This is a genomic window from Sorangium sp. So ce385 (assembly GCF_051474135.1).
In the GTDB taxonomy this organism is placed as follows: Bacteria; Myxococcota_A; Polyangia; order Polyangiales; family Polyangiaceae; genus Sorangium; species Sorangium cellulosum_D.
This window is the reverse complement of sequence record NZ_CP150337.1, coordinates 699838-726433: the sequence shown is the minus strand read 5'-3', so window position 1 is coordinate 726433 and position 26596 is coordinate 699838. Positions and strand designations below refer to the sequence as shown.

Sequence of the window (26596 nt, the reverse complement as noted above, 5' to 3'; positions counted from 1 at the left end):
CCGCCGGCCGGCCGCGCATGAACGCATGAAGGAGCGACAGACTGTCGACAGAGGGCGGCCGCGGCGAATATGCTCCCGCCGCCGTTCGCCTTGAGACCCCGTCCGGTCGCTCGTTGTGAGGAGGCCTGGTGATCACCTGCCCGAAGTGCTCCAAGGAAAATCAGGACCATTACAAGTTCTGCCTCGGCTGCGGCGCCGAGTTGCCTCGCGACGTTTCGCCGAAGAAGTTCGCGGCGGGCACCCCGCCCCACGGCGTGCCGGCGGCCTCGCGGTCGAACCAGCCCTACGGCGATGAGCCGACCGCCATCGGCACCGGCGCCCAGAAGGGCCCCGCGGTCGCGCCCCCGCCGCCCGCGCTGATCGATCCGGCGGCGTTCGCCACGCCGGTCCGCGGCGAGGACACCGGCACGAGCAGGAAGGCCGCGGCCGCCGCGCCCGCCGCCGCGCTGGCGTCGACGCCCGCGGCGTCGGCCGGCGCGGGGACGGTCGTCTGCCCGCAGTGCCAGGAGCCCAACCCGCCGTCGAACAAGTTCTGCGCGCTCTGCGGCTTCAAGCTCGTCAAGCCGGCGGGCGCCTCGGTGCAGCCGCCCGCGCCGGTCGTGTCCACGTCGGGCGCCGCGAACGTCGTGCTGACCGCGCTCCGGGCCGACGGCACCGAGGCCGGCTCGTACACCCTGCCCGCGAACCCCACGACCGTGGGGCGCGACGCGGGCGCGATCTTCGGCGGCGACAGCTACCTCTCCCCGCGCCACGCGACGTTCTCGATCAAGGGCGGGCGCCTCTTCGTCAAGGACGAGAGCTCGCTCAACGGCGTCTACCGCAGGCTGCGCAGGGACACGCCGGTGCAGCTCGACAACGGCGACGTCTTCCGCATCGGCCAGGAGATCGTCCGCGTCGAGTCGCTCACCCCCGCGCCCGCGACGCCCGACGGGGTCGAGCGGCTCGGCAGCCCCTCGAAGGGCTACGTCGCGCGCCTGGCGCTGATCATCGGCAGGGACGCGACCGGCAACGCGTTCCCCGTCCCCGACACCGGCCTGCACCTCGGGCGCGAGCGCGGCGACATCCTCTTCCCCGAGGACGGCTACGTTTCCGGGCTCCACTGCCAGATCTCGCACCAGGGCGGCCGGCTGTTCCTCACCGACCTCGGCAGCTCGAACGGCACCTTCCTCCGCGTCCTCGGCGAGGCCGAGATCACCGGGGGCGACATCCTGCTCATGGGCCAGCAGCTCTTCCGCGTGAGCGTGTGAGGCCACGCGGCCCGAGCTCCGAGGACGCGACCGTCCCGCTCGCACAACCCCACGCCCCGCCGTACGCTGGGCATCCCTGAGGCACTCGCCATGGAAATGGTCCGCACCATCCGCGTGGTCGCCGCCGTGATCGAACAGGACGGCCGGTACCTCATCACCCAGCGCCGCCCGACCGCTGTGCTGCCGATGCTCTGGGAGTTCCCCGGCGGGCGCGTGGAAGAGTCCGAGACCGACGCGGCCGCGCTCAAGCGCGAGGTCCGGCACCGGCTCGGCGTCGAGATCGAGGTGGGCCAGCTGATCTCGTTCGTGAGCCACCCGTACGAGCGCTACATCGTCGACCTGTACCTCTACGAGTGTCACATCAAGAGCGGCGAGCTCGCCTCGCTGGCCGTGAACGCGTTCCGGTGGGTCACGAGCGCCGAGTTCGATCGCTACCCGTTCACGCCGGCCGACGAGGCCAGCATGAACAAGCTCCTCGGCATGGCCTGACGCGCCCGCGGCGGCCGAGCGCGCGACCGCGGCGGCCGAGCGCGCGACCGCGGCGGCCGAGCGTCGCGCTCGCGGCGGCCCGGCGCGCCGCCCTCACAGGCGCGGCGAGCGCCGGAGGAGCGCGAGGAACAGCGGCCCGCCGAGGACCGCGGTCACCGCGCCTACGGGCGGCTCCGTGCCGAGCCACCGGAACGAGAGGCGCGCGAGGAGGTCGCACGTCGTGAGCAGCACCGCGCCGGCGACCAGCGACAGCGGCAGGAGCCGCCGGTGATCCGCGCCGGCCAGCCGGCGGACGGCGTGCGGGACGATGAGCCCGACGAAGCCGATGAGGCCGGTGCGGCTGACGATCGCGCCGACCACGCACGAGGACGCGAAGAAAATCCGGCGCTCGACGGCGCGCACGTCGACGCCCAGGGTCCCGGCCGACTCGTCGCCGAGCGAGAGGAGGTTCAGGCGCGCGGCGTCGGCGAGGAGCACCGCGCAGCCGACGGCGACGTAGGCGGCGACGCCGAGGAGGACCGAGGCCGTGGGCAGCTCGACGAAGCCGATGAGCCACCGGAGCAGCTGCTGGGAGCGCGAGGGGGAGACGATCGTCTTGAGGAACGTGATGAGGCCGGCGGCGATGGAGTTCACGATCACGCCGGCGAGGAGCATCGAGGCGCCGGAGGTGCCCTCGGCCGCGCCGCGGGCGATGGCGTAGACGAGCACCGTCGCGACGAGGCCGCCGGCGAGCGCCGCCGCCGGCAGGAGCGTGGCGCCGAGGACGGTCGCCGAGCCGACGCCGAGCGCGATCGCGAGCGCGGCGCCGAGCGCGGAGCCGCCGGAGACGCCGAGCACGTACGGCTCGGCGAGCGGGTTGCGGAGCAGCGCCTGGAAGGCGGCGCCCACGGCCGCGAGGCCGGCGCCGGAGATGGCCGCGAGGAGCACGCGCGGCAGGCGCACGTCGAGGAGGAGCGTCCGGTCGAGGCCCGGGCCCGCGAGGGCGCGCTCGACCGAGACGGGCTCGGCGCCGAGGAGGACGGCGAGGAGGAGCGCGAGGGCGAGCGCCGCGGGCGCCGCGGCGAGGGCGAGCGCGGGTCGAGGAGCGCGGCCGGGCGCGGGCGCCGCGGCGAGGGCGAGCGCGGGTCGAGGAGCGCGGCCGGGCGCGGGCGCCGTCAACCCTGGCCGCCTCCGCCCGCCGCGGGCGGATGCAGGGACGACCCGCTGCCGCGCTCGGCGTTCCGCTCGTAGATGAGGCGCAGCCCGGTGAGCGTCAGGTCGTCGTCGACCACCTCGATGGTCTCGGTCTGCGGCGCGATGAGCCGCGCCAGGCCGCCCGTGGCGATGACCCGGCACGGGTAGCCGAGCTCCCGCCGGAGGCGGTTCACGAGCCCGTCGACGAGCCCCGCGTAGCCGTACACGATGCCCGACTGCATCGAGTGGACGGGGTTGCGGCCGACGACCCGGGGCGGGAGCGCGATCTCCACGCGGGACAGCCGCGCGGCGCGGGAGAAGAGCGCCTCGGCGCTGATCTGGATGCCCGGCGCGATGACGCCGCCCAGGTACTCGCCCTTCGGGGTCACGCAGTCGAACGTGGTCGCCGTGCCGAAGTCGACGACGATGACGCCGGAGGCGGCGTGATCGCCCCGGCCGGGCTCGGGCGGCGGCGCGGGCTCGGGCGACCGCTTCATCCACTCGTGCGCGGCGACCGCGTTGACGATCCGGTCGGCGCCGACCTCGCGCGGGTTCTCGTAGAGGATGGCCATGCCGGTCTTGATGCCCGGGCCCACGACGAGCGGCTCGATGCCGAAGGCCCGCTCGACGAGCCCCACCATCGTGTCGGTCAGCGTCGGCACGACGCTCGCGATGATCGCGCTGTCGATGCGGGCGAGGTCGACGCGGCGGAGGTCGAGCATCTGCCGGACGAGCACCGCGTACTCGTCCGCGGTGCGCGAGCGCGCGCTCTCGCAGCGGAGGTGGTGCTGCAGCACCTCGCCCTCCAGCACCCCGAAGCTGATGTTCGTGTTCCCGACGTCGATGGCGAGCAGCATGCTGGCTGGACTCTAGCGCCGCGCGCTGGAAATCACGGAGGGATTTCGGAAGCGCGCGGCGGCCCGCGGGCGGGGCGGTCTCCTCGGTTTCCCTCGATTTCCCTCGGTTTCCCTCAGCGCTTGCGCGCGAGCGTCACCCCGTCGCGCACCGAGAGCATGACCTTCTCGACCCGGGGATCGCGGGCCAGGAGGTCGTTGAAGGCGGCGATGGCGCGGCCGTCCGCGGTCTCTGGGGCGAGGACCTCGCCGCCCCAGAGGGTGTTGTCGGCGACGATCAGCCCGCCGCGGCGGACGCGCGGGAGGGCCTCCTCGAAGTACGCCGAATACCGCTCCTTGTCGGCGTCGATGAACACGAGATCGAACGCCGGGCTCGCCGGCAGGGCGCGGATCGTCTCGAGCGCGTCGCCGAGCGCGATCCGGATCTTCTTGCCGTGCTCGCTGCGGTCGAAGAACGACCTGGCGACGCGGGTCACGTCAGGGTCGCGGTCGCAGGTGATGAGCTCACCGTCGGGCGGGAGCGCCTCGGCCATGCTGAGGGCCGAGTAGCCGGTGAAGGTGCCGATCTCGAGGACGCGGCGCGCCTGCATGAGGGCGCAGAGCAGCTTGAGCAGGGCGCCCTCGACCCGCCCCACCTGCATGCCCGCCCGCGGATCGCTGGCGAGGGTGTGCTCGCGCAGCTCGTCGAGGAGCGCGGGAGGCGGCTCGGTGTGGTCGTGGACGTAGCGCTCCAGGTCTCGATCGAGGAGGGGGGCCATCGTGGAGGTTCCTTGTGGGGCCACGGTAGCACGCGGGCCCGTCACCCCACCTTGAGCTGCCGGCGAACTTCGGGGTAGCGTCGACCATGACCTGCTCTTCCTGGAAGACGTGCGCTGTTGTGGCGCTCCTCGCAGCGGCCTGCGGCTCGGCGCCGGACAGCCCCGGGACGGGCGGATCCGGCGGCGCGGGCGGCGCCGGCGCGAGCGGGTCCGGCGGCGCGGGCGCGGGGGGAGCGGGCGGCGCCGGGGGAACCGGCGGGGCGAGCTCCACGGCGGCCGGCGGCGGGGCGGGCGGAGAGGCGGAGTACGCCTGCGCTTCGCTCGGCGATCCCTGCACGACGTGCCTCGCGCTGCGCTGCCAGGAGAGCTATTGCGCGTGCCAGCGGAGCGCGGAGTGCGCCGCCCTGGCCAACTGCCTTCTCGGGTGCGATCCGGCAGAGGAGCCCTGTCGGCAGACGTGCATGACCGCGCACCGGGAGGGCATCTCCGGCGTCTCGCTGGAAGGCGGCTGTGCGGCCGAGCGGTGCGCCGTGCAGTGCCCGTCGCGCGCCCCGCTGTCCGCGTGCGATTCCTGCCGGTATGCGCGGTGCGCCGCCGCGATGAACGCGTGCGCCGCCGACCCGTCGTGCCGGGCGCTCGTCGCGTGCACCGACACGTGCGCCGCGGGCGACGCCGCGTGCCGGGAGCTGTGCGCGATGCTGTACGAGAGCGGCGCGCCGGCGGCAGCGGAGGTGTCGGCGTGCGAAGGGGCGCAGTGCGACGCCGAGTGTGAGGGTGGGTGAGCCGCCGCGGCGCCGTCGTCCGCGGCGGCGCCGCGGGGGTCGACGTGGGGCTGCAATGCGCCTAACCTTTGCGCGTGCCTCTCCACGGATTGCGCGAGATCGAGCGGGACCCGTACACGGCCGTCCATCACGATCCGACCCAGCAGCTCGTGTTCATCCGGCGGTCGTCGGTGCCCTATCCGAGCATCGAGGAGCTCGAGCAGAGCTTCCGGCGCATCGAGCAGGCGATCCGGAGCATCTCCCGACCGCGCTCTCTCCTGCTCGTGGACGCGCGGGACGCGCCGATGCGCAATGACGACGGGTTCGAGGTGACGTTCGGGCAGGCGCACGCGCGGTTGCTCCAGGGGTTCAAGAGGGCGGCGGTCATCCTGAGGAGCGCGATCGGCGTGCTCCAGGTGGGGCGGCTCTCGAGGGGGGTTGTCACGCCCGTGAGCACCTTCACCCGGCCCGAGGACGCGCTCCTCCACCTGGGCGTCCGCGTCGACCTGACGCAGCTCAAGAGCCCTTAGGGGCCCTGGCGGCGCGGGACGCCTCGCCGGGCTGCCCACCCCGTCCACCGGGGGCAGCGGCGGCGATGCTCACAGGTGCCGGGTCTCTTCCGGTGGAGCTTGCCAGTTGTTGTGGCGCCCGTCGGCGTATCGGACCGGCGCGGCGAGGAGCTCCCCGGGATCGACGTCGTCGAGCGAGGCGAGCTGAACCGCCACGTAGTCGCCGCCGATCTGCTCCACGTACCCGCGCCCGAACGAGCGCACGCCGCAGTGCCGGCAGAACAGGTGGTGCCCGACCTTCATGCCGAACTGGTAGTCGCTCAGCGCCTCCTCTCCCGCGAGCAGCCGGAACGCGTCCGGCTTGATGATCGCGTTCCAGTTCCTCGTCTTGGTGCAGATGGAGCAGTTGCACTTGTTGGTCCCGGCGCTCAGGTCGATATCGGCCTCGAAGCGGACCGCGCCGCAGTGGCAGCTCCCTGCGTACGTTTTCTTCATCTGTGAGCCTCCTAGCAAGATGGGCGTTCGCGCGCGAACGCTCGGCGGCCTGGAGGCCCGACTGTACTCCATCTCGGCGGGCGGCGTAGCCCCCGACGCGTGCCCGACCGACGACCTTGGCGCCGGGCGAGCTGGCGCCGATCGCGCCGGAACATCGTCGTTCTCGAGAGCGCCTCGGGCCCTTGACGGCCGCGCGGCACGGGGGACATCGTGGCGGCGAGGGCGCCGCGGCGCGCGAGGAGGGACACATACGGTGAACATCGCTTATGTGGTGATGGACGGGTACCGAGAGCTCATGGCCGCGCGCCCGGGGGAGCAGGACGAGACCCGGGTGCTGCCGCGGGAGTTCGCGCGGCTGGGCGCGGAGATGACGACGGCGGCGTGGAGGGATCCCGAGGTGGATTGGGCGCGCTTCGACGCGGTGCTCCCGAAGGCCTGCTGGGACTACGCTGAGCGGCCGATCGAGTTCTTTGCATGGCTGGATCGGCTGCGCGACGTCGGGGCCCGCCTCCTGAACCCGCTGGAGCTCGTCCGATGGAACAGCGACAAGCGCTACCTCCTCGACCTGCGCGGCGCCGGCGTGAGCGTCGCGCCGCTCGTGTACGTCGACCGGGGCGGCCCGCGCGATCTCCGGGCCGAGCTCGCGTCGCTCGGGTGGGGAGAGCTCGTGTTCAAGCCGGCGATCTCTGCCGGCGCTTATCGCACGTTCCGCGCGAGCTCGCCGGACGCGGGCGGGGTGGCCGAGCAGATCGAGGTGATCCTGCGGGACTCGGGGCTCCTCGTGCAGCCGTTCTTCCCGGAGATCCCGCGCGACGGCGAGTGGTCGTTCCTGTTCTTCGGAGGCGAGTTCAGCCATGCGCTCCTGAAGGTGCCGAGCCGCGGCGACTTCCGCACGCAAGCGACCTTCGGCGCGACGGTCACGGCGCAGGAGCCGCCGCCGACGCTCCTCGATCAGGCCGCCGCGGTCGTCGGGGCGCTGCCCGGGAAGACGGCGTATGCGCGGGTGGATGGCTTCATCCGCGACGGGCGGCTGCAGGTCATGGAAGTGGAGCTGATCGAGCCGTACCTGTACCTGGAGCACGGCGGCCCGCTCTCGGCGCGTCGGTTCTGCGAGGCGGTCGTCGCGCGGATCGGGGCTGATCGCGCCGCGGCGCTCGCCGGCGCGGCCGGCCCGCCCCCGCCTCGTTGAACCTGCGCGCGCGCCGTGCGACAACGAGGCATGGGCGTCGGCGCGGCGGGACAGCGATGATTCACCGTGAGATCCTGGGCGACGGCTCGATCCGCCTCGCGAAGGACGGCTGTTCCTTCGTCTTCCGCCGGCTCCGCCCCGGCGCCATGCTCGTGACCATCGCCGGGCGCGACACCGGCGGCCTCGGAGACGCGCCGCTCGACGAGCTCCAGGCGGAGATCGCGCGCTATCCTCCGATCGAGCTCTACGTCGACGCGCGCGACGCCACCTTCGCCGCGGAGAGCGTGAGCGACGCGTGGACGCGCTTCTTCAGCGCCAACCGGGATCGGCTCCGGCGCGTCCGGATCCTCGTCGGCACGCCGTTCGTCCAGCTCGTGGTGGACGTCGCCAAGCTCTTCTCGCGCACCGGCGAGCTGATCCAGGTCGAGTCCGACGCGCGGCGGTTCGAGGAGGCGGTCGCGAGCGCCGCGCCCGCGCCGGCGCGGGCGCCGTCGCAGCCGGGGCTTCCGCGCGCCGCCGAGCCCGAGCGCGCCGCCGAGCCCGCGCGCGCCGCCGAGCCCGCGGTCGGCCCCGGGGCGGCGCCAGCGGGCGTCGCCGGCGCGACCGCGAGCGCCGCGATCCGGCGCGAGGTGCTGGCGGACGGCGCGGTGCAGCTCGCGAACGACCGCTGCTCGTACACGTTCCGGCGGCTCCGTCCGGGCGTGATGCTGATCGCGATCGCGGGGCACGACGGCGGTGAGTTCGGCGAGCTCCCGCTCGACGAGGTCCGCAAGGAGATCGCGCGCTTCGGTCCGGCCGCGCTGTTCGTCGACGTCCGCGCGGTGACCGTGGCGGCGCCGGGCGTCAGCGACGCGTGGACCGCGTTCTTCGCCGCGAACCGGGCGACGATCTCCCGCGTCCGGATCCTCGTGGGCTCGAAGCTCCTGCAGCTCGTCGTGGCCCTGAGCAAAGAAGCTTCGCGGACCGGCGACATGATCCAGGTCGATGACGATCCCGAGCGCTTCCAGGCGGCGCTCGCCCGCGAGGCGGCCCCCGAGCGGCCGGCGCCGCGCGGGCCGTCGCGCCCGTGACGATCCGGACACGCCTGCGGCGAGAGCGCCTTCGGCCCGCCCGAGATGCGGCTCGAGCCGACCGGCAAGATTCCGCCGCGATCTCCTGAATCCTCGCGACGCGCGCTGCACCCGAGGAGTGCCGGCCGCGCGGGGCGGCCGTCCCGACGTGTTCGCAGGCGACGCATTCTCGAGAATCGAGGAGGGTATGGGCTCACGCTTAGTTTCCTGGGCTGGGTGTCGCTTCGCCCGATGGGTGGCGCTGCTCTGGACAATCCAACTGACATGCGGGCTCGGCTGCGCGGCGCCCTCGGGCGAGGCGCTCGACGTCGAGGCGACGGCCTCGCCGCTCCTCGTGGCCCCGTCATGGACCGTCATGGCGGCCTCGGAGGCGACGATCCGCGCGCAGCACACCGCGACCTTGCTGCCCGACGGAAGGGTGCTCGTCGCGGGCGGGTGGCGACGGCAGGGCTCGTCGACGCACGTCCACCTCGCCAGCGCGGCCATCTATGATCCCGCGCTCGGTGCCTGGCTGGCCGCTGCTCCGATGAGCGCGCCGCGGTCGGGTCACACGGCGACCTTGCTCGCCGACGGCAGGGTGCTTGTCACGGGCGGCGCCACGGACGGCGCCGAGTGGGTCGCCACGGCGGAGCTCTACGATCCGGCGACCGACGCGTGGACCCCCGCCGCGACCATGACCTCGGAGCGCTCGGCGCACACCGCGACGTTGCTCGCCGACGGGCGGGTGCTCGCCGCCGGGGGCGCTCCGGCCGGCGCCGCTCCGTCTGCCGCCGCCGAGCTCTACGACCCCGTGTCGGACACCTGGTCGCCGACGCCTGCGGCGTCGAGCGTGCGCAGGGATCACGCGGCGGCGCGCTTGCAGGACGGCCGCGTGCTGCTCGCGGGAGGCAGGGTCATCGGGGCCGGCATGCTGTCCAGCGTCGAGCTCTACGATCCCACGACGGGCGCGTGGACCGCGGGGCCGGCCATGCTCCGCGCCAGGCAGCTGCCCACGGCGACGTTGCTGGCGAACGGCGACGTGCTGGTGACCGGCTGGGAGGCCGAGGCCGAGCTCTACGATCCCGAGGCCAACGCATGGTCGGTCGCGAGCACGATGAGCGTGCGGCGCGGCTCGCACACGGCGACGCGGCTGTGCGATGGGCGCGTCTTCATCTCTGGCACCCAGCCGCCCGAGCTCTACGATCCGAGCACGCGCACCTTCTCGACGGCGCCCAGGGCCGAGATGGGCCACAGCGGCGCCACGGCGACGCTTCTCTCGGATGGACGGGTCCTCTTCGTCGGCGGCGATTCGAGCGCGCCGGGCGCCGCGATCTATGACCCGTCGGTGCCGCCCTCGGGGACGCAGCTCGGCCCCCTGAACGTCAACCGGAATTACGCGAAGGCCGTGGCGCTGGAGGGCGGGAAGATCCTTATCGCGGGCGGCAGCGCCACCACGAAGACGACCGAGCTCTACGATCCATCGAGCATGACGTTTTCGCTGGCGGCGCCCTTGAGCTTCGCGCGGTATTTCCCCGACCTGACGCGCCTCGCCGACGGTAGGGTGCTGCTCAGCGGGGGCGCCTTCGACGATCTCGAGACGGATCTGCACAACGAGATCTACGATCCGGCGGCGGACGCCTGGACGCTGGCCGCCCCCGACGACGAGCGTCGCACCAACCACACGGCGACGTTGCTCGGAAGCGGCGAGGTGCTCATCGCGGGAGGCGCGGTGGCGGACTACCCGATGGAGCCGTATCTCGTCCACAGGACCGGATCGGCTGCGCTGTATCGTCCGGCCGACGACACCTGGGTCGCCGTCGCGTCGATGAATGCAGGCCGGGCGGAGCACGCGGCGACGTTGCTGAACGACGGCAGGGTCCTGGTCGTCGGCGGGATGCAGGGATACGACGACTACGAGATCTCGACCGCGGAGCCGCTCGCCAGCGCCGAGATCTACGATCCCGCGACCCAGAGCTGGTCTCTGGCGGCGCCCATGGCGGAGCCTCGGGGCAAGCCCACGGCGACGCGGCTCGCGGACGGTCGCGTGCTCGTCGTCGGTGGAGCCGCAGAGGTCTACGACCCCGTGACGAACGTCTGGACGCCCACGGGGCCCATGAGCCCGGTGTCGAGCTTCGGTCACGTCGCCCTGCTGCTGCCGACAGGCGAGGTGCTCGTCATCGAAGGCACGACAGCCCAGGTGTATGGCCCCGCGACGAACTCCTGGACACCCGCCCCGTCGACCTTGCTCTCTCACTTCGCTTCCGCGTCCGTGCTCCTGCCGAGCGGTCATGTCCTCATCGTCGGCCCCAACAAGGACGCGGAGCTGTACGATCCTCGGTGGTACGGCCCCGGGGACAACGGCTGCAGCACGGGCGCTGGCGGAGAGGGCGGCGCCGGCGGCGCGGGAGGCGCTGGCGGGGCTGAGCCCGGAACGGGCGGCGCTGGCGGGGCTGAGCCCGGAACGGGCGGCGCTGGCGGGGCTGAGCCCGGAACGGGCGGCGCTGGCGGCGCGGACTCCGGTGCTGGCGGGGCTGAGCCCGGAACCGGCGGCGGTAATCCCGGTGCTGGCGGGGCTGAGCCCGGCGCTGGCGGCGCCGGTGGCGGCGATTCCGGCGCTGGCGGCGCTGGCAGCGGCGGTTCCGGGGTTGGCAGCGTCGGCAGCGCCGGTGGCGGTGATTCGGGCACTGGCGGCATGGGCGGCGCCGGCGGCGAAGACGCTGGTGCAGGCGGCAAGGGCGGCAATGGCGGCGCCGGGGACGAGGGCGGCGGTTCGGCGAGCGGAAGCTCGACGAGCACCACCGCCGGCGCTGGCGGGGAGGGCGGCTCCGAGACCGCGACCGCATCCAGCGGCGCTGGCGGCTCGGGGACGGCGACCGCATCCAGCGGCGCTGCGGGCGCTGGCGGCGATGGAGGCCCGGGTTCGACGAGCACGTCGAGCGGCCCCGGAGCGGGCGAGCCGGTAGACACCGGCTGCGCCGTGGGGCCAAGGGCGCCCGGCGGCGGGGCGAGCGCCATCTACCTCGCTGTGGCCGGGGCCGCCCTCCGGCGGAGGCTCCGCCGCTCCAGGGCGGCAATCCCGCGGTGAATTCCGATCGCCGGCTGCTCCCGCTGAACGAGACTCCCGGGATGCAGCTCATCAACGCACGGATCAGGGGCTGAGCCGCCCGATTCCCAGCCCGGGCCGGCGCCCTCTCGCCGCCGGTGAATCGATGGGGGCTCCTCCCCGGATTACGGCTTGAGAAAACGCGAGAGCACGGGCAACAAAGCCTTCGCGCTGACCATGTGGTCCTGGCCGGCGAGCCGTTCGAACCTCGCGTTCGGGATCGCTTTCGTCAGCTGGCTCGCGACGTCGTGGATACCCGCCGGGCTCTTTTCGCCCACGATGATCTGCGTCGGCACGGCGACCCGGGCGGCCCGTTCGACCGGCGGGAGGTCCTTGGTCAAGGCGATGTCGTACGCGAGGGTCGGCGCGAGCGCGACCATCGTTTTCCAGCCAGGGAACAGGGGCAGCAGCCAGACGAAGACGCCAGGCATGCCGATGCCCTTCAAGAAGACGCGCATCGCCTCCTTGTTTTTGCCCCCATCGAGCAGCCTTTGCACCTGCTGGCTCAACTCACCGTACGTGACCTTCTCTGCCTCGTCGTGCACATAGGAAGGGTCGTACATCGCCACCCTGTCGACCTTGTCGCCCAGGCGCAGGGCAGCCTCGAGGGCCAGCACGGCGCCGGAGGAGTGGCCAACCAGGTTGGCCTTGCCGCCGGCTGCGTCGATCATGGCCTCGATGTCGTCGACCTCGCGCTCTATCGAGTACGGCGGCGTGTCGCCGCTGTCGCCGCGCCCTCGGCGGTCGTAGTTGTAGACGGTGAACTCCTTGGCAAACTCCTTGGCGTCTTGCAGGACCGGCTTGAAGGAGCGGAAACAGCTAGCTCCAGTGATGTAAATGAGCGCGGGCCCGCTGCCATGGACATCGTACGCCAGCTCCGTGCCGTCCTTCGATTTGGCTCTCTTCATGCTCGTCCTCTTCGGGTGGCTGGCGTCCATTGGCATGGGTCGAGCCCGGCGACGAGGCCCCCGGCGAGGGACCCCCTCGCCGGGCCGGGCGGCTCGGTGAGCCCTCCTGCGGGTCGAGGACGAGCTTGATCGGCCGAGCCGGCGCTAGGCGAGCGGCTTGCCGCCCGTGACCCCGAGCACCTCGCCGTTGATGTAGGTGGCCTCGTTCGAGGCCAGGAACACGAACGCTGGAGCGAGCTCGACCGGCTGCGCCGGCCGCTGCATCGGCGAGTCCTTCCCGAAGCTGGCCACCTTCTCCTCCGGGAACGACTGCTGGATGAGCGGCGTCCACACCGGGCCGGGCGCGACGGTGTTCACCCGGATGCCGCGCTTGATGAGGTCCTGCGCCAGACCCTTGCTGAAGGTGACGATCGCACCCTTGGTCGACGCATAGTCGAGGATGTTCGGGCTCGGCTGGTAGGCCTGGATCGAGGCCACGTTGATGATCGAGCTCCCTTCCTTCATGTGCGGCAGCGCGTGCCGGACGAGGTGGAACATCGCCATGATGTTGACGCGGAAGGTGCGCTCGACGCGCGCAGCGTCGATCTCCTCGAACCGCTCGGCGGCCTTGCCCTGCTCCGCCGCGTTGTTCACGAGGATGTCGATCCGCCCGAACTTGCGCGCCGTCTCCTCGATCACCTTCCGGCAATGCGCCTCGTCGGCCAGATCGCCGGGGATCGTGATCGCCTCGCGCCCCGCCTCCTTCACGACCCGCGCCGTCTCCTTCGCGTCCTCGTGCTCGCTCAGGTACGCGATCGCCACGTGGGCCCCCTCCCGGGCGAACGCGAGCGCGACGGCGCGGCCAATGCCGCTGTCGCCGCCGGTGATCAGCGCGACGCGGTCCTTCAGCCGGCCGAGGCCCTTGTACGACGACTCGCCGTAATCGGGCCTCGGATCCATCTTGGCCTCGATGCCCGGCCGGTCCTGGCTCTTGCCCTCGAAAGGCGGCTTCGGGCCCGCGCCCTTCGGATCCTCGCTCGGTCCAGTGTTCTGCATGCCTCCTCCTTCCCGCTGTCCTCTGGTGGGAAGCCGATCGCGCTCCCAGCGGTACCTGGCAATAAGGACGCCAGGCCAGCCCGACCATCGGTCGCAGCCTGCACTCCGGATCGGAGCTCCCCCTACCCGGCCGCGCGCGCCGCGAGCTCCGCCGCCGCCGCGCGCCCCGGCGGCGCGGGCGCGCCTCTCCGCGCTCGATCGCGCGACGCCACGGCATCGATCGCGCGACGCCGCGTCCTGATGAGCCCGCGGCGGCCCGCCAGTCAAGGCTTGACAGCGGACAGCTGCTCCGGTGTCGTCGCCTTGCGTTGTCCCGCAGCACGCCGCCCACGCGGAGGCGGAGAGGAGCATCGGTTTGCCATGAAACACATCGACGAGAAGCTGCTGGAGTCGGATCTCGAAGTTCGGTTCGGATATCTCATCGAGTTCGTCGGCTTTGGAGAGGCGGACATCGCCGCGATCCACGGCGCGGCGCTGCACCTCGCCCCGAAGGTCCAGGGGCTCGTCGACGCGGTGTACGAGAAGCTGTTCCTCTACGACGCCACGAAGCGCCACTTCGTGCCGAAGCAGCACGGCTACGAGGGGCAAGGGCCGACGGACGTCCTGTCGCTCACCCTGAGCCACGAGCAGATCCAGTTCCGCAAGAAGCACCTCTCCGACTACCTCGTCCGGCTCGTGACCCACCCGTACGACCCGAAGATGGTCGCCTACCTCGACATGGTGGGACGGATCCACACGGCCAAGGCCGGCAATCCAGAGATCGTCGTCCCGCTCGTGCAGATCAACGCGCTCATGGGCTTCGTGTCGGACGCCCTGCTCCAGACGATCCTGTCCCTCGGCCTGGACCGGGAGACCGAGGTGCGCACGCTGCGCGCCTTCAACAAGCTGCTCTGGATCCAGAACGATCTCCTCTCGCGCCACTACGTCCAGGCGGCCTGAGCCGCGCTGGCCCCCAGAACGAGGCTGCCGCCTCTGGCCACGATCGCCGCGCGCCCGCCTCTGGCCACGCCGCGGCGTGAGGCCCGATGCGGCGCGGGCCGCGCCCGGCCACGGCACCCCGGACGCGCGCGCGAGCGCCCCCCGTGAGAATCGTGCCATCCGGGCGCGCCGCTGGAACGCGCCGTCGGGTCGGGCGATGATCGCCGCTTGCCAAGAGCGCGGAGGCCGCGAGCGGAGGCCTCCACGGACCCGGCTCCACGCGAGCCTGCGAGGTGAAAGGCCATGCGTCGATCGTTCAGACAACCAGCGCTCGTCCTCTTGATGTCGTCCCTTCCCCTGGCCGCCGGCTGCGGCGATGGGGACGACCCCGAGCCCAGCCGCTTCGCCTGGCTCGCCATGCGCGCCGAACAGGTGCGCGAGCTGTCGTTCGAGCGCGAGGTGCCGGTCCGCACCATCTCGCGGGCCGAGGTCGACGCCGAGGCGGAGCAGGCCGCGGACGCGATCGACGAGGAAGCGCTCGCCACGCTCGCCGCCACCTACGGCCGACTCGGCTTCTTCCCGCCGGACACCGACCTGCAGGCCGCCTTCGGCCAGTCGATGGACGTGTTCGCCGCCTGGTACTCGACCGACACCAAGGCGATCTCGCTCATCGGCGAGGTGGAGGACAACGTGCTCGTCCACGAGTACGTCCACGGGCTCCAGGACCAGCACTTCGACCTCGGAGAGCTCCTCGACGCTCCGCTGACGAGCGACGCGCACCTCGCGCTGAGGGCGGCCATCGAGGGCGACGCGATGCTCGCCGAGGTGCGCTTCCTCATGCAGGAGACCAACGACGCCGATCTCGACCAGCTCAACTGGGCCGGCATCATCGACGCCGCCCAGGCGGCCGGCGAGCAGATCCTCGAGGCGAACGAGCTCCCTGCCCTGTTCGTCGACTATCCGTCGTTCGCCTACGGGTTCGGGTTCGAGTATTGCGCCCACAACCTGAGCGGCGCGAGCGCGGCGTCGCCCACGCCCGACCGGGCCTTCCCGTTCGACTGGTCACGGCAAGACGCGCTCTTCTCCGACCGCATCCCCGCCACCACCCAGCAGATCCTCACCCTCGACGGCCAGGATCCCGTGGTGCGCGTCGGGCTGGAGGAGGTGCCGGCCGAGCTCGCCGATCGGCTGGAGGCGCTCGACTGGGACTCGCTCGGCGAGTGGCTCTCCTACCTGCTCCTGCGCCCGCTCGACGGCGCGCTGGAGCTCGGGGGCCTGCGCGCGCTCGCCGCGACCTGGGACGGCGATCGCGCCCTGTTCGTGCGCGACCGGAAGACGGGCGCGACCGGCACCGCGTGGGCGTCCGCGTGGGACGACGCGGCCGCCGCGGCGAGCGTCGAGGCCGCGATGTGGCAGCTCTACGGCGGCGCGGCGCTCGACGAGGGCGAGCCGCGCCTCGGGCAGGCCGAGGACGGCGAGCCCGTCTGGATCGAGCGGCGAGAAGAGCGCGTCGTCGCCCTCAAGAACATCGACGAGGCGCTCCTTCCCGCGCTCGCCGAGGCGGCCTTCGCCTCCGGGATCAAGCCGATGCGCCTCACGCTCCGGAAGGGCCCCTCGCTCTCGGCGTGGCTCTCGCGGCGCCTGCCCGGGCCGCGCTGAGCCGCAGACGCGCCCGGCCGATCGCGGCCCCGAAATGGAGCGCTCCCGCCTCCGGGCCATCCAGCCTGGAAGCGGGAGCCAGCAGCCATCTACGCATGGAGCTGCGCGCTGACGGCTCTCCAGCGGAGCGCGCCGCGCGTCAGCACGGCGCGCTCCGGGCCATCAAGGCGCGCTCCGCGCCCTCGGCGCGCGCTCGTCGCTCAGACGCACAGAGAATCGCAGTCGTGATCCTCCTCGCACGCCGAGACGCAATCGCCGTCGTCATCGCACGCCGAGATGCAGTCTTCGCGCTCGGTCGAGCACGTGGTGATACAGCTGTCGTCGCCCTCGCCCGGCTTGTCGTCGTCCGCGTCGACGAAGCAGCCCGCCGCCAGGGGAACCGTGGAGACCAGAAGCATAGCCAACATCTTGCGAATCATGGGTTGTCCTCCTTCGTGGTGTACTGTCCGCATGCGATGCAGGGGACATCGACTCACCAAGCAGGGGGCGTACCAATCACCCTTCCCGCGCGACTCACGCGCTCTCGCGAGCCGGGGAGAGGCGCGGCGCCGCGCGCGACGAGCCCTGCGGCGGACATCGAGCCGCCGCGGCCGGTAGACGCAGCACGTCACTCCAAGGCAAATCGCCACAGGGGCGCGGGCCGCGGCTGGGCTCGGCCCCTCGATGTCCGGGATTTCCCCGGCTTCAGCGCGGCTCGGGCGCGGTGAGATCGAATGTCACACCTGCCTCGACCGTGAGCGCCCGACATCCGTCCAGGCGCTCACCTCGTCTCCCACGTCGGTCCGATCACCCCTCGTCTTCGGGCACCGGCGGCTTCGGCGGCGGCCGGTCCATCGGATAGCGCCGCAGATCCAGCGTGTACGGCGCGTCGCCGTGGGGGGCCGCCGGCTTCCCCGCCACCGGCCAGGGCGTCTGTCCCTCGATCGTGAACCGCTGCGCCCGCCGCGCCGCCGCCTCGAACCGCGTGAGCGGCGCCGCGTCGAAGGCGCGGCCCTCCGGGTGCCACACGTGATAGGCGCACGCGCCGATCGAGCGCTTGCCCCACGTGTCGACGACGTCGAGGTGGATCGGGTGGTGGATGCCGATGTGCGCGTGCAGGCTGTGCGGCGGCGCCCAGGCGCGGAACCGCACGCCGCCCACGAACTCCGCCGCCGTGCCCGTCGGCCGGAGCGGCAGCACGTGGCCGTTCACGAGCACCGTGTGGCGCTCCGGCGTGAGCCCCTTCACCCGCACCTCGATGCGCTCCATCGACGAGTCCACGTAGCGCGACGTGCCCGACGTGGTCAGCTCCTCGCCGAGCACGTGCCACGGCTCGATCGCGTTGCGCACCTCCAGCATCACGTCGCCGGCGTGCAGCGTGCCCACCACCGGGCAGCGCAGCTCGATGAACGGGCGGTACGCGTCCGCGGGCAGGGCGAGCCCGCGCTGCTCGAGGTAAGCGAGCACGTCCTCGAAGTCGCGCCACAGGTAATACGGCAGGAGGAAGCGGTCGTGCAGCGCCTGGCCCCAGCGCACGAGCTGGCCGGTGTACGGCTTCTCGGCGAACGAGGCGAGGAGCGTCCGGACGAGCAGCGTCTGCGCGACCGCCATCCGGAAGTGCGGCGGCATCTCGAAGGCGCGCAGCTCGATGAGCCCCTGCCGGCCGTGCGCCGTCTGCGGATCGAACAGCTTGTCGATGCTCACCTCGGCGCGGTGCGTGTTGCCCGTCATGTCCACGAGCAGGTGGCGGAACAGGAGATCCGAGAGCCACGGCGGCTCGCCCTCGCGGCGCTCGAACGCGCGCGCGAGCGCGATCTCCAGCTCGTAGAGGTTCTCGTGGCGCGCCTCGTCCACGCGCGGCGCCTGCGACGTCGGGCCGACGAACAGGCCCGCGAACATGTACGAGAGCGACGGGTGGTGCTGGTTGAAGGTGAGCAGGCTGGCCAGGAGATCCGGCCGGCGCAGGAAGGGGCTCGAGAGCGGCGTCGGGCCGCCGAACGTGAGGTGGTGGCCGCCCCCGCTCCCCGCCATGCGCCCGTCGATCAGGTACTTCTCGCAGTGCAGCCCGCTGTGCAGCGACGCGTCGAACACCGTCTCCAGGAGCGAGGCGTACTTGCGCACCCCGTCGGTCGGCGGGAGGTTCACCTCGAGCACGCCCGGGTCCGGCGTCACCGAGAAGCGGAGCACGTCGGCGCCGGGCGGCGGCGGGTAGCCCTCGAGCAGCACGTCGATGCCCGTCTCCTGCCGGGTCGCGTCGATCGCGGCGATGAGCTCGAAGAAGTCGGCCGGCGAGAGGAGCGGCGGCAAGAAGACGTGGACGGCGCCGTCGCGCGTCTCGACGCAGAGCGCCGTGCGCACCCCGTAGCCCGATCGCCCGGCGGCCGGCGCGGCGCGCTGGGCGTGCACCGCGCGCTCGCCGTCATGGGCGTGGCGCTGCGCCGCGCGGGCGCGCGCCGCCTCGGCGTGCTCCGGGGCGCCGTCGCCCTCCACGATCTCGACGCGGCGCTGCTTCTCCTCCTCCTCGTCGGCCTCGGGATCGCCGCGCCGCGGGTCGGGCGGCGACACGAGCTCCTCGAGCGGCGGCGGCGGGGCCACCGCGACCAGCGAGCGGAGCGGCAGGCGCAGGCCGATGGCGCCGTCGCCCTGGAGCAGGAAGAGGTGCCCGCGCCGGAAGCCCCAGCGCTCGCTGATCCACGCGCCCCACTGGCGCGCGAGGGGCAGGACGAAGCCGGCCTCGCTGCCGAGCCCCCGGTCGAGCACGCGCGCGAGGCGCCGCCGCTCCTCCGGGTCGTCGAGGTTCGCCGTGAGCGGGTCGACGTCGACGGGCAGGCTCGCCTCGTCCTGGAGGTGGCGCCAGGGGTCCTCGTAGGCCGGCAGCAGGAACTCGGAGAGGCCGAGCCGCGCCGCGAGCGCCTCGGCGAACCTCCGCGAGAGCGCGACGTTCTTCGCGCGCGGCGAGCGGCCCGTCGAGGTCGCGGGGTCCGCGTGGCGCGCCCCGGACATCTCGGTCCAGAGGCGGGCGCCGTCGCGCCGGCCGACGATCTCGAGGGCCCAGCGCGGCAGGCTCTCGCCGGGGTAGTGCTTGCCGGCGCGGAGCAGCACGATGCCGCCCGGCGCCATCCGGCGGCGGAGCTCGTGCGCGAGCCGGAGCCCCTGCGACCACTTGGTCGGGCCGAGCGCGCCCTCGCGCCACTCCGGCGCGTCCGGGTACTCGCGCGAGTTGAACGTCGGCTCGCCGCCCATGGTCAGGGTGAGGCCCGCGGCGGCGAGCCGCTCGTCGGCGCGGTCGGCCACGGACAGGAGCTCCTGCCACACGGGCTCCTCGTAGGGCGTCGTCGGCCGCGGCTCGTGGCCGAGCCGGCCGACCTTCATCTCGAAGAGCACGTCGGCCGCGCGCGTGTCGCTCGTGCCCTCGACCGGCGCCGCGAGCGCGGGCGAGGCCGTGCAGGCGAGCGGGATGTGGCCTTCGCCGCAGAGCAGTCCGCTCGTCGCGTCGAGGCCGATCCAGCCGGCGCCGTGCAGGAAGACCTCGGCCCACGCGTGCAGGTCGACGACGTCGCGGCTGACGCCGCGCGGCTGGTCGGGAATCATCCCCTCGTCGGTCAGCTGCACGAGGTAGCCGCTCACGAAGCGCGCGGCGAGGCCGCGCGACCTCAGGGCGGCGATGAGCAGCACGGCCGAGTCGCGGCAGCTGCCGCGGCCGTGCGCGAGCGTCTCCTCTGGCGTCCAGATGCCGGGCTCCTCGCGGATGACGTACTTGATGCGCCGGTTCACGGCGGCGTTCAGCGCGACGATGAGCGACACGGTGTCGCCCTTCGAGGGCAGCCCGGCGAGGAACTCGTCGAGCTGCGGCCCGCGGGCGATCGACGGATCGGCGCTGTCGAGGAAAGGGGCGAGGTCCTGCTTGAGCTCGGCCGGGTACGCGAACGGCACCTGTTTGACGCGCTCGTCGAGGTAGAAGTCGAACGGGTTGACGGGGCGGACGTCTACGGCGAGCTCGACGAGGATGTCGAAGTGCGGGACGCGCTCGCCCGCGGGCAGGAGCACCCGGGCGACGTGGTTGCCGTACGGGTCCTGCTGCCAGTGGGCCGCGATGGGCGGGTCGATCTTGAGGCTGTACGACTCGATTTTCGCCTTCGCGTGCGTCGCCGGCCGCAGGCGGATGAGGTGCGGGCCGAGCGAGGCGGGGCGGGGATACGTGTAACGGGTCCGGTGCTGGATGAGCAGGCGCACGGTGGTTGTCTCCGAGGGTGGTCCTATCCAACCAGAAGTGACCCCGTTCCGTCTCGCCCTCCGCGACGCGCTCCGGACGTACGACGCCTTCGTTTCCTGAAGGATTCGGCCGGAAGACGGCGGTGTAGCGGCGCGAGGCGCGGCGGTGTGGCGAGCGCGACGAGCGGCGGCGCGGCCGTGCCGCGGGGCGCGACGAGCGCGGCGCGGCCGTGCCGCAGGCGCGAGGAGCGCAGCGCGACGAGCGAGCAACGGCGCAACCGTGCTGCGGCGCGGGCGCGCGGCGGCCCGCGTCGCTGCATCTTTCGCGTTGTTCTGCCTGCCGTGCCGCGCGACGCCCCGCGCGGGCGCCGCGCGCTTGCCGTCCGAGGGCGAAGCGGTGATCATCGCGCGCTGTGTCGGGTTCCGAGACGAAACAGCCCTCGCTGGCCCCGGTCGAGCCGGGGACCGTGCTCGCCGGCAAGTACCGCGTGGAGCGGATCATCGGCCAGGGCGGCATGGGGGTGGTCGTCGAGGCGCGGCACATCGTGCTCGACGAGCACGTCGCGCTGAAGTTCCTGCTGCCCGCGTTCACCGAGCACCCGGAGGGGTCGGCCCGCTTCCTGCGCGAGGCCAAGGCGGGCATGAGGATCAAGAGCGAGCATGTCGCCCGGGTTTCGGACGTCGGCACGCTCGAGAACGGCGCCCCGTACATGGTCATGGAGCTCCTGACCGGGAGCGATCTCGCGCGCCTGCTCCGGGACCAGGGCGTGCTCGGCCTGGAGGACGCGGTCGACTACATCGTCCAGGGCAGCGAGGCGATCGCCGAGGCCCACGGGATCGGCATCGTGCACCGCGATCTCAAGCCGGCGAACCTGTTCCTGACGGCGCGCGCCGACGGCTCGCCGCTCGTCAAGGTGCTCGACTTCGGCATCTCGAAGATGACGACCGCCGTCGACGTCCTGACGGGCACGGACGCGGCGCTGGGCTCGGCGCTGTACATGTCCCCGGAGCAGATGCGGCAGACGCGCTCGGTCGACCACCGCACCGACATCTACGCGCTCGGCGTCTCGCTCTACGAGCTGCTCGCCGGCCGGCAGCCGTACTACGCGGAGACGCTGCCGCAGCTCTGCTCGGAGGTGCTGACGGGCACCCCGACGCCGCTCCGGGACCTGCGCCCCGACGTGCCCGCCCCGCTCGCGACCGTGCTCGAGAAGGCCTACGCCCGCGATCGCGAGCAGCGGTACGCGTCGGTCGCCGAGCTCGTCGTGGCGCTCGCCCCGTTCGCGCCCGCGCGCACGTACCCGACGCTCGTCCGGATCGCGCGCATGGGCGGCCTGTCGCTGCACGCCGCGGCCGCCGGCGGGCACCGGGCGTCGCAGCCCTCGTTCTCCTCCGTGGACCCGCGGGCCTCGGCGCCGGCGCTGCGCGAGCCGTCGTGGCCGGCCCTCCCCTCGCCCGGGGCCGCCGGTCACGCCGACGCCGCGCCGTCGCCGCGGAACGGGACGCTGCCCGGCGCGGGGTCGCCGCTCTCGCGGCCGCCGCCGGTCGCCCAGGCGACGACGCCCTTCCCGCACCCGCCGTCGCCGTTTTCCCGGCCGCCGACGCCGGTCGCTGTCGCTTCGGCGACGACGCCGTTCCCGCACCCGCCGTCGCCGTTGTCCCGGGGGTCGTCGCCGGGCGTGCCGCCGGGCGACGGCGGCGGGCCGAGCCCGGCGCCGTCCGGCGACGGCGGCAGGCCGAGCCCGGTGCCGCCGGACGGTTTCTCGCCGCATCAGCAGATCGTCCCCGGCCCGTACAGCGCGCCGATGAGCTCGCGCGCCGCGGCGACCTTCGCCTCGTCGACCCACCTGGGCATCTCCTCGGACGGGCGCCGGCTCCCCGGCTTGCCCGCCTCCCCTGCCGTGGTCATCGCGATCGCGCTGCTCTCGGCGACGCTCGTGCTCGGGGTGCTCGCCGTCAGCGTGTTCATGCTCCGCGGGCGCGGCGCGGACGACCCGGGCGGCGCGGCGGCGAGCGCGACGGAGGCCGCGAGCGCGACGGAGGCGGCGAGCGCGACGGCGACCGCCGCGCCGGCGCCGGGCCCGGAGCCGCCCGTGCCCGGCGCCGGGGCGGCGACGCCGGAGGAGCCGACGATCCTGCCGACCGGAGCGGCGAGCGCCTCGGCGGCGGCGAGCGCCTCGGCGGCGGCGCCTGCGTCGGCGCCGACGAGGGCTGCGCCCCCGCGGGCGCCCGCGGGGCGCGGCGGGGCGGCGGCCCGCACCTCGCCAGCGCCCTCGACCCAGCGTCCTCCCCGAGGCATCGACCTCAACGACCCGCACTGAGCCCACCACCATGATCTTCTCGAGATTGCCTGCGCCCCGCGCGATCCGTCGCGCTCGACTCGCCGTCGCCTCGGTCGTCCTCGCCTCGGCCGCGCTGCTCGCGCCCGTGGGCGCTCTGGCGCAGGGCATGAGCAGCGACCCGACGCTCGCCCAGACGCTGTTCGAGGAGGGGCGCCGCCTGATGGAGGCGAAGGCGTACGCGGAGGCGTGCCCCAAGCTCACGGAGAGCCAGCGGCTGCGGCCTGGCACGGGCACGCTGCTCAACCTGGCGCTGTGCAACGAGGCGCTCGGCAGGACGGCGACCGCGTGGGGGCAGTTCAAGGAGGCGCTCTTCGCCTCGAAGAAGGAGGGCAACGCCGCGCGCGAGGCGTTCGCGCAGGAGCACATCGGCGCGCTGGAGCCGAGGCTCTCGAAGATCGTGCTCCAGGCGGAGAGCACGCCCGGCCTCTTGGTCCGCGTCGACGGCCACGACATCCCCGCGGCCGCGCTCGGCACGCCGATCCCGATCGATCCGGGGGCGCACGAGGTCGAGGCGACGGCGAGCGGCTACTCGGTGTGGTCGACGACCGTGCAGGTCGGCGAGAGCGCGGATCTGAAGACGATCGCGGTCCCGAAGCTCCAGCCCGCGCCGCCCGCGCAGACGGCCGCGGCGCCGCCGGCGGGCGGCGCCGGCGGCGCCGGGATCGCCGCGGGTGGCAGCGCCGGCGGGGGCGGCGGCGAAGGGCTGCGCACCGCGGGCTTCGTGATCGGGGGCGCGGGCGCGGCGGTGCTCGGCGTGGGTGCGGTGTTCGGGATCCTCGCGGCCGGGCAGGCCAGCGACGCGGAGAAGGACCCGGCGCTGTGTCCGGACAAGCAGTGCACGCCCCGGGGTCGCGCGGAGATCGACGCGGCGGAGACCAAGGCGCTCGTGTCGACGATCGGCATCGGCGTGGGCGTCGCCGCGCTCGGCGCGGGGGCGATCCTGGTGCTGACGTCGGGCCGGTCGGGCTCCGAGGGCGCGAGCGCCGCCGGCGCGAGCGCGCCGGGGCGGGTGCACGCGCGCGTGGTGCCGCTGTTCGGCCCGGAGGGCGGCGGGGTCGGCGTGCTGGGGGCGTTCTAGCGTCCAGAGCCGTTGTCGCCCGTCTCTGGTACACGCGTTACAGAGCGGCGGTCACCCGCACAGGAGACGGGTCCAGCTCGGCGTTTTCGGCGCGGAAGCGCACTCCGGTGCGCTGAGCACCGAAAACGTCGAGATGGGCCCGTATCCGAAGCGGGTGACCGCCGCTCTAAGCGGGTGACCGCCGCTCTCTAGGGGTACGTGTCGAACGCCCACCATTCGGTCGCCATGTTGTCGTCGGTGATGATCGGGTCGTCCTGCGTCCGCTGCAGGATCGACTCTCGGCTCTCCCACGTGGGCCCGCCGCGCCAGTCCTGTTCTTTCAGCAGATCGAGCTGCGCGGCCCGGCTGCCGGCGGGCAGCACGGGACGGCCGTCGATGTGCCAGGCGTCGAGCTTTCTCTCGAAGCGCGCGCGGTCGATGGTGATCGGACCGTCGCTCGCGATCAGCATGTTCTGGTAGCGGACGGCGTGGGGGAACACGGTCGCCCCGGTCTTCTGAGCCGCGGTGGACATGGTGGTGTTGTAATAGAGCGCGCCGCCCGGCTTCAGGTGCCGGCGGGACAGCTCCATCATCTCTCGGGAGAGCAACATCGAGGCATACGAGCGCCAGTACACGATGGTGTTCTCGACGATGACGTCGAAGCGGCGCGAGGTCCGCCCCAGGTAGCGCCGACCATCGTCGATGAGGAGCTCCACCTTGGGGTTGTCCAGCGCGCTCGCGACGACGGGCGCACGCCGCGCCGCCTCGATGAAGCCGGGGTTGATCTCGATGACGGTGAGGTGCTCGACGTCGGGGTCGTTCGCCAGCACCTGGAGCCAGGAGCCGGATCCGAGGCCGATCATGAGGATGTCGCGCGGCTCGGGGTGGAACGCGGACACCAGGTAGGCCCGCAACACCCGGTTCTCGTCCTCTTCGGGCAGCGGGCTGACGCTGGCGATGCCCTCGTAGGATCCGCCGCCGTACACGGTGCCCGACCGGGAGACCGTGACGACGCCTTCGCGTCGCTCGATGACGTCGGAGAAGCGACCGTGTTCGCGGTATTCCTCCGCGTAAAGGAGCTTCTCGTAGAGGTCGCCGTAGAGCGCTTTCGCCGACCCCACGAAGGACCCGATGGCGGCCGCCAGGAGCGCGCCGCTGAGCACGCGCGAGCGCGTCGTCCTCGACGCGGAGAGCATGAGCATCACGCCCAGCGCGGCGCCCGCGATCGCGAGGGCCACGTTGAGCTCGCGCAGGGGGAAGACATCCAGCAGCACGAGGCCGGTGACCAGGCTGCCCAGCGTCGAGCCCGCGATGTTGCCGACGTAGACGTAGGACAGCCGCGCGCCGGCCAGCTCGTCCGCGGGGATCGCGAAGTGGCACAGGAGCGGAAACCCCGCGCCGAGGCAGGTGCTCGCGAGCGCGAAGACAGGCAGCGTCGAGGCCGGGTCCACGCCGCGGCCAACGAGGTGCGCGACGGCGGGGGCCACGAGGAAGGCCGCGAGCGCCCCGGCGACGATCACCCCGCCCACGCGGTAGAGCTGCCCGGAGCGCTCCGCCGCGGCGCTCCGGCAGTAGCGACCGGCGAGGAGCGATCCGCCGGCCAGACCGGCGAGGTAGGCCGCGAGCAGAAAGCCGAAGGCCTCGGGCGCGCCTTCGGTCGCGAAGCTGTAGACCCGGACCCAGAGGACCTCGTGCGAGAGCGCGAGATAGCCGCCGAGCGTGGCGACGAGGACGGCGACGAGGAGCCTCATGGCTCGCCGCGACGCCGCCGGCGCAGGGCCATCACGAGCACACCGAGGAGGACGTTGAGCGCCGCGGCGACCTCGGTGGTGGCCCGGAGGCCCAGCCCGCCCAGCAGGTAGCGCGCCGCCAGGAACGCGCCGAACGCCGCGCCCAGCGTGTTGGCGAAGTAGAGGTCACCCAGCGAGCGACCGACGTTCTGCGATCGCGACGTGGCGTGCCCGACCAGGAGGGGAAGTGTGGCCCCCATCAGCATGACCGGGGGCACCACGAGCAGGAAGGCCACCCCACCGGCGGCGACATGGCCAATGCCGTGCGTGACACCTGCAATCAGGGCGAAGAGACGGAGGCTGAGCGCGCCGTAGAGGCCGATCCCGAGCTCGGCGACAGCGAACAGCGTCACCGCAGCTCGCGGGTATCGGCGCGAGAGCGCCCCACCCGCGAGGCTCCCGAGGCCGAGACCCAGCATGAACGCGGTGACGACGATCGTGACCGACAGGATGTCGACACCGTAGATCGCGTAGAGGGCGCGCTGCCAGACGACCTGATATACCAGCGCTGCCGAGCCCGAGAGGAAGAACACCGGGAAGAGCCAGGGCTCCATGGCTTGCGCCTTCTGCTGCTCTGTGTCCGGCGGGGCGACCTTGGTCGCGAGGGTCTGCGAGGGCATGCGTGCGGCCCTTGGGGGGTCCTGGCCATGATGCCCTCACAGAGCGGCCTGGCAAGCGCATTCTTCGGTGTCCGGAGCGCCACCGGCGGCCTCGCCTCACCCGAGGACCAGCACGTCATGGTCGACGCCTCTTGGTCACGGGCGAAGGAGACCGAGGTGCCGGCGCGCGTGGGGCCGCGGTGGAAGATCGCGGCGTGATCACCGCCTCGGCCCTGGCGCCGCTCGACTTCGCGCGCGTGATCCTGGCCCGCCTGAAGGTGTTCTCGCCGGCCGCCCTCGACGCCTGGTACGGGCTATCCAAGACGCGGGAGCCGTCCGGATGAGGCGGCGCGGATCCCAATCGACCGCTTGAATGGAACGCTCCGAGCCGGCATCAAAGACGGGCGGAACCATGGATCCATGGAGGACGCATGAACATGCACCGCGCGCTCATCGGGTTGGCCGTTCTG

22 protein-coding genes are annotated in these 26596 nt (G+C 73.0%); 12 read left to right on the top strand and 10 right to left on the bottom strand.

The window, feature by feature from the left end; genetic code table 11:
* The first annotated feature begins 128 nt into the window (after positions 1–128).
* Positions 129–1247: an FHA domain-containing protein gene (locus WME83_RS02740; RefSeq protein WP_437317706.1), complete on the top strand. Its 1119-nt coding sequence runs from the start codon at positions 129–131 to the stop codon at positions 1245–1247.
* Positions 1248–1337: 90 nt separating this feature from the next.
* Positions 1338–1736, top strand: coding sequence for a (deoxy)nucleoside triphosphate pyrophosphohydrolase (locus WME83_RS02735; RefSeq protein ID WP_437317705.1), 399 nt, complete (start codon positions 1338–1340; stop codon positions 1734–1736).
* 93 nt (positions 1737–1829) lie between these two features.
* On the opposite strand, the gene WME83_RS02730 is transcribed toward WME83_RS02735, so the two are convergent.
* The 3 genes from WME83_RS02730 to WME83_RS02720 all read right to left on the bottom strand — a co-directional run bounded on the left by WME83_RS02730 (position 1830) and on the right by WME83_RS02720 (position 4521).
* Complete coding sequence (locus tag WME83_RS02730; RefSeq protein WP_437317704.1) at positions 1830–2894, bottom strand: FecCD family ABC transporter permease; 1065 nt, start codon at positions 2892–2894, stop codon at positions 1830–1832.
* Positions 2891–3766: a type III pantothenate kinase gene (locus WME83_RS02725; protein ID WP_437317703.1), complete on the bottom strand. Its 876-nt coding sequence runs from the start codon at positions 3764–3766 to the stop codon at positions 2891–2893. The genes WME83_RS02730 and WME83_RS02725 overlap by 4 nt, the downstream gene beginning before the upstream one ends.
* A gap of 113 nt (positions 3767–3879) precedes the next feature.
* Complete coding sequence (locus tag WME83_RS02720) at positions 3880–4521, bottom strand: O-methyltransferase (RefSeq protein ID WP_437317702.1); 642 nt, start codon at positions 4519–4521, stop codon at positions 3880–3882.
* Between the two features lie 86 nt (positions 4522–4607).
* Between WME83_RS02720 and WME83_RS02715 the strand changes: the two genes are divergently transcribed.
* Together WME83_RS02715 and WME83_RS02710 are read left to right on the top strand one after the other, a co-directional pair.
* A complete protein-coding gene (locus tag WME83_RS02715) occupies positions 4608–5303 on the top strand; it encodes a hypothetical protein (protein ID WP_437317701.1) in 696 nt (231 codons plus the stop codon).
* Between the two features lie 74 nt (positions 5304–5377).
* Entirely contained in the window at positions 5378–5812 is a 435-nt protein-coding gene (locus WME83_RS02710; RefSeq protein WP_437317700.1) for a hypothetical protein, read from the top strand.
* A gap of 69 nt (positions 5813–5881) precedes the next feature.
* Here the strand turns inward: WME83_RS02710 and WME83_RS02705 are convergent, their stop codons facing one another.
* Positions 5882–6286, bottom strand: a complete 405-nt coding sequence (locus WME83_RS02705) for a GFA family protein (protein ID WP_437317699.1) — start codon at positions 6284–6286, stop codon at positions 5882–5884.
* 253 nt (positions 6287–6539) lie between these two features.
* Between WME83_RS02705 and WME83_RS02700 the strand changes: the two genes are divergently transcribed.
* The 3 genes from WME83_RS02700 to WME83_RS02690 all read left to right on the top strand — a co-directional run bounded on the left by WME83_RS02700 (position 6540) and on the right by WME83_RS02690 (position 11609).
* Positions 6540–7475 (top strand): ATP-grasp domain-containing protein, encoded by a 936-nt coding sequence (locus tag WME83_RS02700; RefSeq protein WP_437317698.1) that lies wholly within the window; start codon positions 6540–6542, stop codon positions 7473–7475.
* 56 nt (positions 7476–7531) lie between these two features.
* The gene (locus WME83_RS02695; protein WP_437317697.1) at positions 7532–8545 is read left to right on the top strand and encodes a hypothetical protein; all 1014 of its coding nucleotides are present in this window, start codon (positions 7532–7534) and stop codon (positions 8543–8545) included.
* Positions 8546–8732: 187 nt separating this feature from the next.
* Positions 8733–11609: a kelch repeat-containing protein gene (locus WME83_RS02690; RefSeq protein WP_437317696.1), complete on the top strand. Its 2877-nt coding sequence runs from the start codon at positions 8733–8735 to the stop codon at positions 11607–11609.
* Positions 11610–11752: 143 nt separating this feature from the next.
* Here the strand turns inward: WME83_RS02690 and WME83_RS02685 are convergent, their stop codons facing one another.
* Together WME83_RS02685 and WME83_RS02680 are read right to left on the bottom strand one after the other, a co-directional pair.
* Positions 11753–12535, bottom strand: a complete 783-nt coding sequence (locus WME83_RS02685) for an alpha/beta fold hydrolase (protein ID WP_437317695.1) — start codon at positions 12533–12535, stop codon at positions 11753–11755.
* Between the two features lie 144 nt (positions 12536–12679).
* Positions 12680–13570, bottom strand: coding sequence for an SDR family oxidoreductase (locus WME83_RS02680; protein ID WP_437317694.1), 891 nt, complete (start codon positions 13568–13570; stop codon positions 12680–12682).
* A gap of 360 nt (positions 13571–13930) precedes the next feature.
* Here WME83_RS02680 and WME83_RS02675 point away from each other — a divergent pair, with 360 nt between their 5' ends.
* Positions 13931–14509, top strand: a complete 579-nt coding sequence (locus tag WME83_RS02675) for a protoglobin family protein (RefSeq protein ID WP_437317693.1) — start codon at positions 13931–13933, stop codon at positions 14507–14509.
* Between the two features lie 282 nt (positions 14510–14791).
* A complete protein-coding gene (locus tag WME83_RS02670; protein ID WP_437317692.1) occupies positions 14792–16147 on the top strand; it encodes a hypothetical protein in 1356 nt (451 codons plus the stop codon).
* Positions 16148–16347: 200 nt separating this feature from the next.
* On the opposite strand, the gene WME83_RS02665 is transcribed toward WME83_RS02670, so the two are convergent.
* Complete coding sequence (locus tag WME83_RS02665) at positions 16348–16554, bottom strand: hypothetical protein (RefSeq protein WP_437317691.1); 207 nt, start codon at positions 16552–16554, stop codon at positions 16348–16350.
* A gap of 379 nt (positions 16555–16933) precedes the next feature.
* Positions 16934–20359 carry a DUF2126 domain-containing protein gene (locus tag WME83_RS02660; protein WP_437317690.1) on the bottom strand — a complete coding sequence of 1142 codons (3426 nt, stop codon included), beginning with the start codon at positions 20357–20359 and terminating at the stop codon, positions 16934–16936.
* A 392-nt stretch (positions 20360–20751) separates the two neighbouring features.
* Here WME83_RS02660 and WME83_RS02655 point away from each other — a divergent pair, with 392 nt between their 5' ends.
* Entirely contained in the window at positions 20752–22659 is a 1908-nt protein-coding gene (locus tag WME83_RS02655) for a protein kinase domain-containing protein (protein ID WP_437317689.1), read from the top strand.
* Between the two features lie 10 nt (positions 22660–22669).
* Positions 22670–23758: a hypothetical protein gene (locus WME83_RS02650; RefSeq protein ID WP_437317688.1), complete on the top strand. Its 1089-nt coding sequence runs from the start codon at positions 22670–22672 to the stop codon at positions 23756–23758.
* Positions 23759–23946: 188 nt separating this feature from the next.
* Here the strand turns inward: WME83_RS02650 and WME83_RS02645 are convergent, their stop codons facing one another.
* Positions 23947–25488 carry a spermidine synthase gene (locus WME83_RS02645; protein WP_437317687.1) on the bottom strand — a complete coding sequence of 514 codons (1542 nt, stop codon included), beginning with the start codon at positions 25486–25488 and terminating at the stop codon, positions 23947–23949.
* Positions 25485–26147 (bottom strand): fused MFS/spermidine synthase, encoded by a 663-nt coding sequence (locus WME83_RS02640; RefSeq protein WP_437317686.1) that lies wholly within the window; start codon positions 26145–26147, stop codon positions 25485–25487. The genes WME83_RS02645 and WME83_RS02640 overlap by 4 nt, the downstream gene beginning before the upstream one ends.
* Before the next feature lie 194 nt (positions 26148–26341).
* Here WME83_RS02640 and WME83_RS02635 point away from each other — a divergent pair, with 194 nt between their 5' ends.
* Positions 26342–26470, top strand: coding sequence for a hypothetical protein (locus WME83_RS02635; RefSeq protein WP_437317685.1), 129 nt, complete (start codon positions 26342–26344; stop codon positions 26468–26470).
* The last annotated feature ends 126 nt before the right edge of the window (positions 26471–26596 follow it).

Bases quoted from the DNA above. Each gene is read 5' to 3' on its own strand.
- WME83_RS02680 (WP_437317694.1), bottom strand. From the start codon at position 13,570: ATGCAGAACACTGGACCGAGCGAGGATCCGAAGGGCGCGGGCCCGAAG.
- WME83_RS02675 (WP_437317693.1), top strand. From the start codon at position 13,931: ATGAAACACATCGACGAGAAGCTGCTGGAGTCGGATCTCGAAGTTCGG.
- WME83_RS02640 (WP_437317686.1), bottom strand. From the start codon at position 26,147: ATGCCCTCGCAGACCCTCGCGACCAAGGTCGCCCCGCCGGACACAGAG.
- WME83_RS02715 (WP_437317701.1), top strand. From the start codon at position 4,608: ATGACCTGCTCTTCCTGGAAGACGTGCGCTGTTGTGGCGCTCCTCGCA.
- WME83_RS02685 (WP_437317695.1), bottom strand. From the start codon at position 12,535: ATGAAGAGAGCCAAATCGAAGGACGGCACGGAGCTGGCGTACGATGTC.
- WME83_RS02645 (WP_437317687.1), bottom strand. From the start codon at position 25,488: ATGAGGCTCCTCGTCGCCGTCCTCGTCGCCACGCTCGGCGGCTATCTC.
- WME83_RS02725 (WP_437317703.1), bottom strand. From the start codon at position 3,766: ATGCTGCTCGCCATCGACGTCGGGAACACGAACATCAGCTTCGGGGTG.
- WME83_RS02690 (WP_437317696.1), top strand. From the start codon at position 8,733: ATGGGCTCACGCTTAGTTTCCTGGGCTGGGTGTCGCTTCGCCCGATGG.
- WME83_RS02720 (WP_437317702.1), bottom strand. From the start codon at position 4,521: ATGGCCCCCCTCCTCGATCGAGACCTGGAGCGCTACGTCCACGACCAC.
- WME83_RS02735 (WP_437317705.1), top strand. From the start codon at position 1,338: ATGGAAATGGTCCGCACCATCCGCGTGGTCGCCGCCGTGATCGAACAG.
- WME83_RS02695 (WP_437317697.1), top strand. From the start codon at position 7,532: ATGATTCACCGTGAGATCCTGGGCGACGGCTCGATCCGCCTCGCGAAG.
- WME83_RS02705 (WP_437317699.1), bottom strand. From the start codon at position 6,286: ATGAAGAAAACGTACGCAGGGAGCTGCCACTGCGGCGCGGTCCGCTTC.
- WME83_RS02650 (WP_437317688.1), top strand. From the start codon at position 22,670: ATGATCTTCTCGAGATTGCCTGCGCCCCGCGCGATCCGTCGCGCTCGA.
- WME83_RS02665 (WP_437317691.1), bottom strand. From the start codon at position 16,554: ATGTTGGCTATGCTTCTGGTCTCCACGGTTCCCCTGGCGGCGGGCTGC.
- WME83_RS02670 (WP_437317692.1), top strand. From the start codon at position 14,792: ATGCGTCGATCGTTCAGACAACCAGCGCTCGTCCTCTTGATGTCGTCC.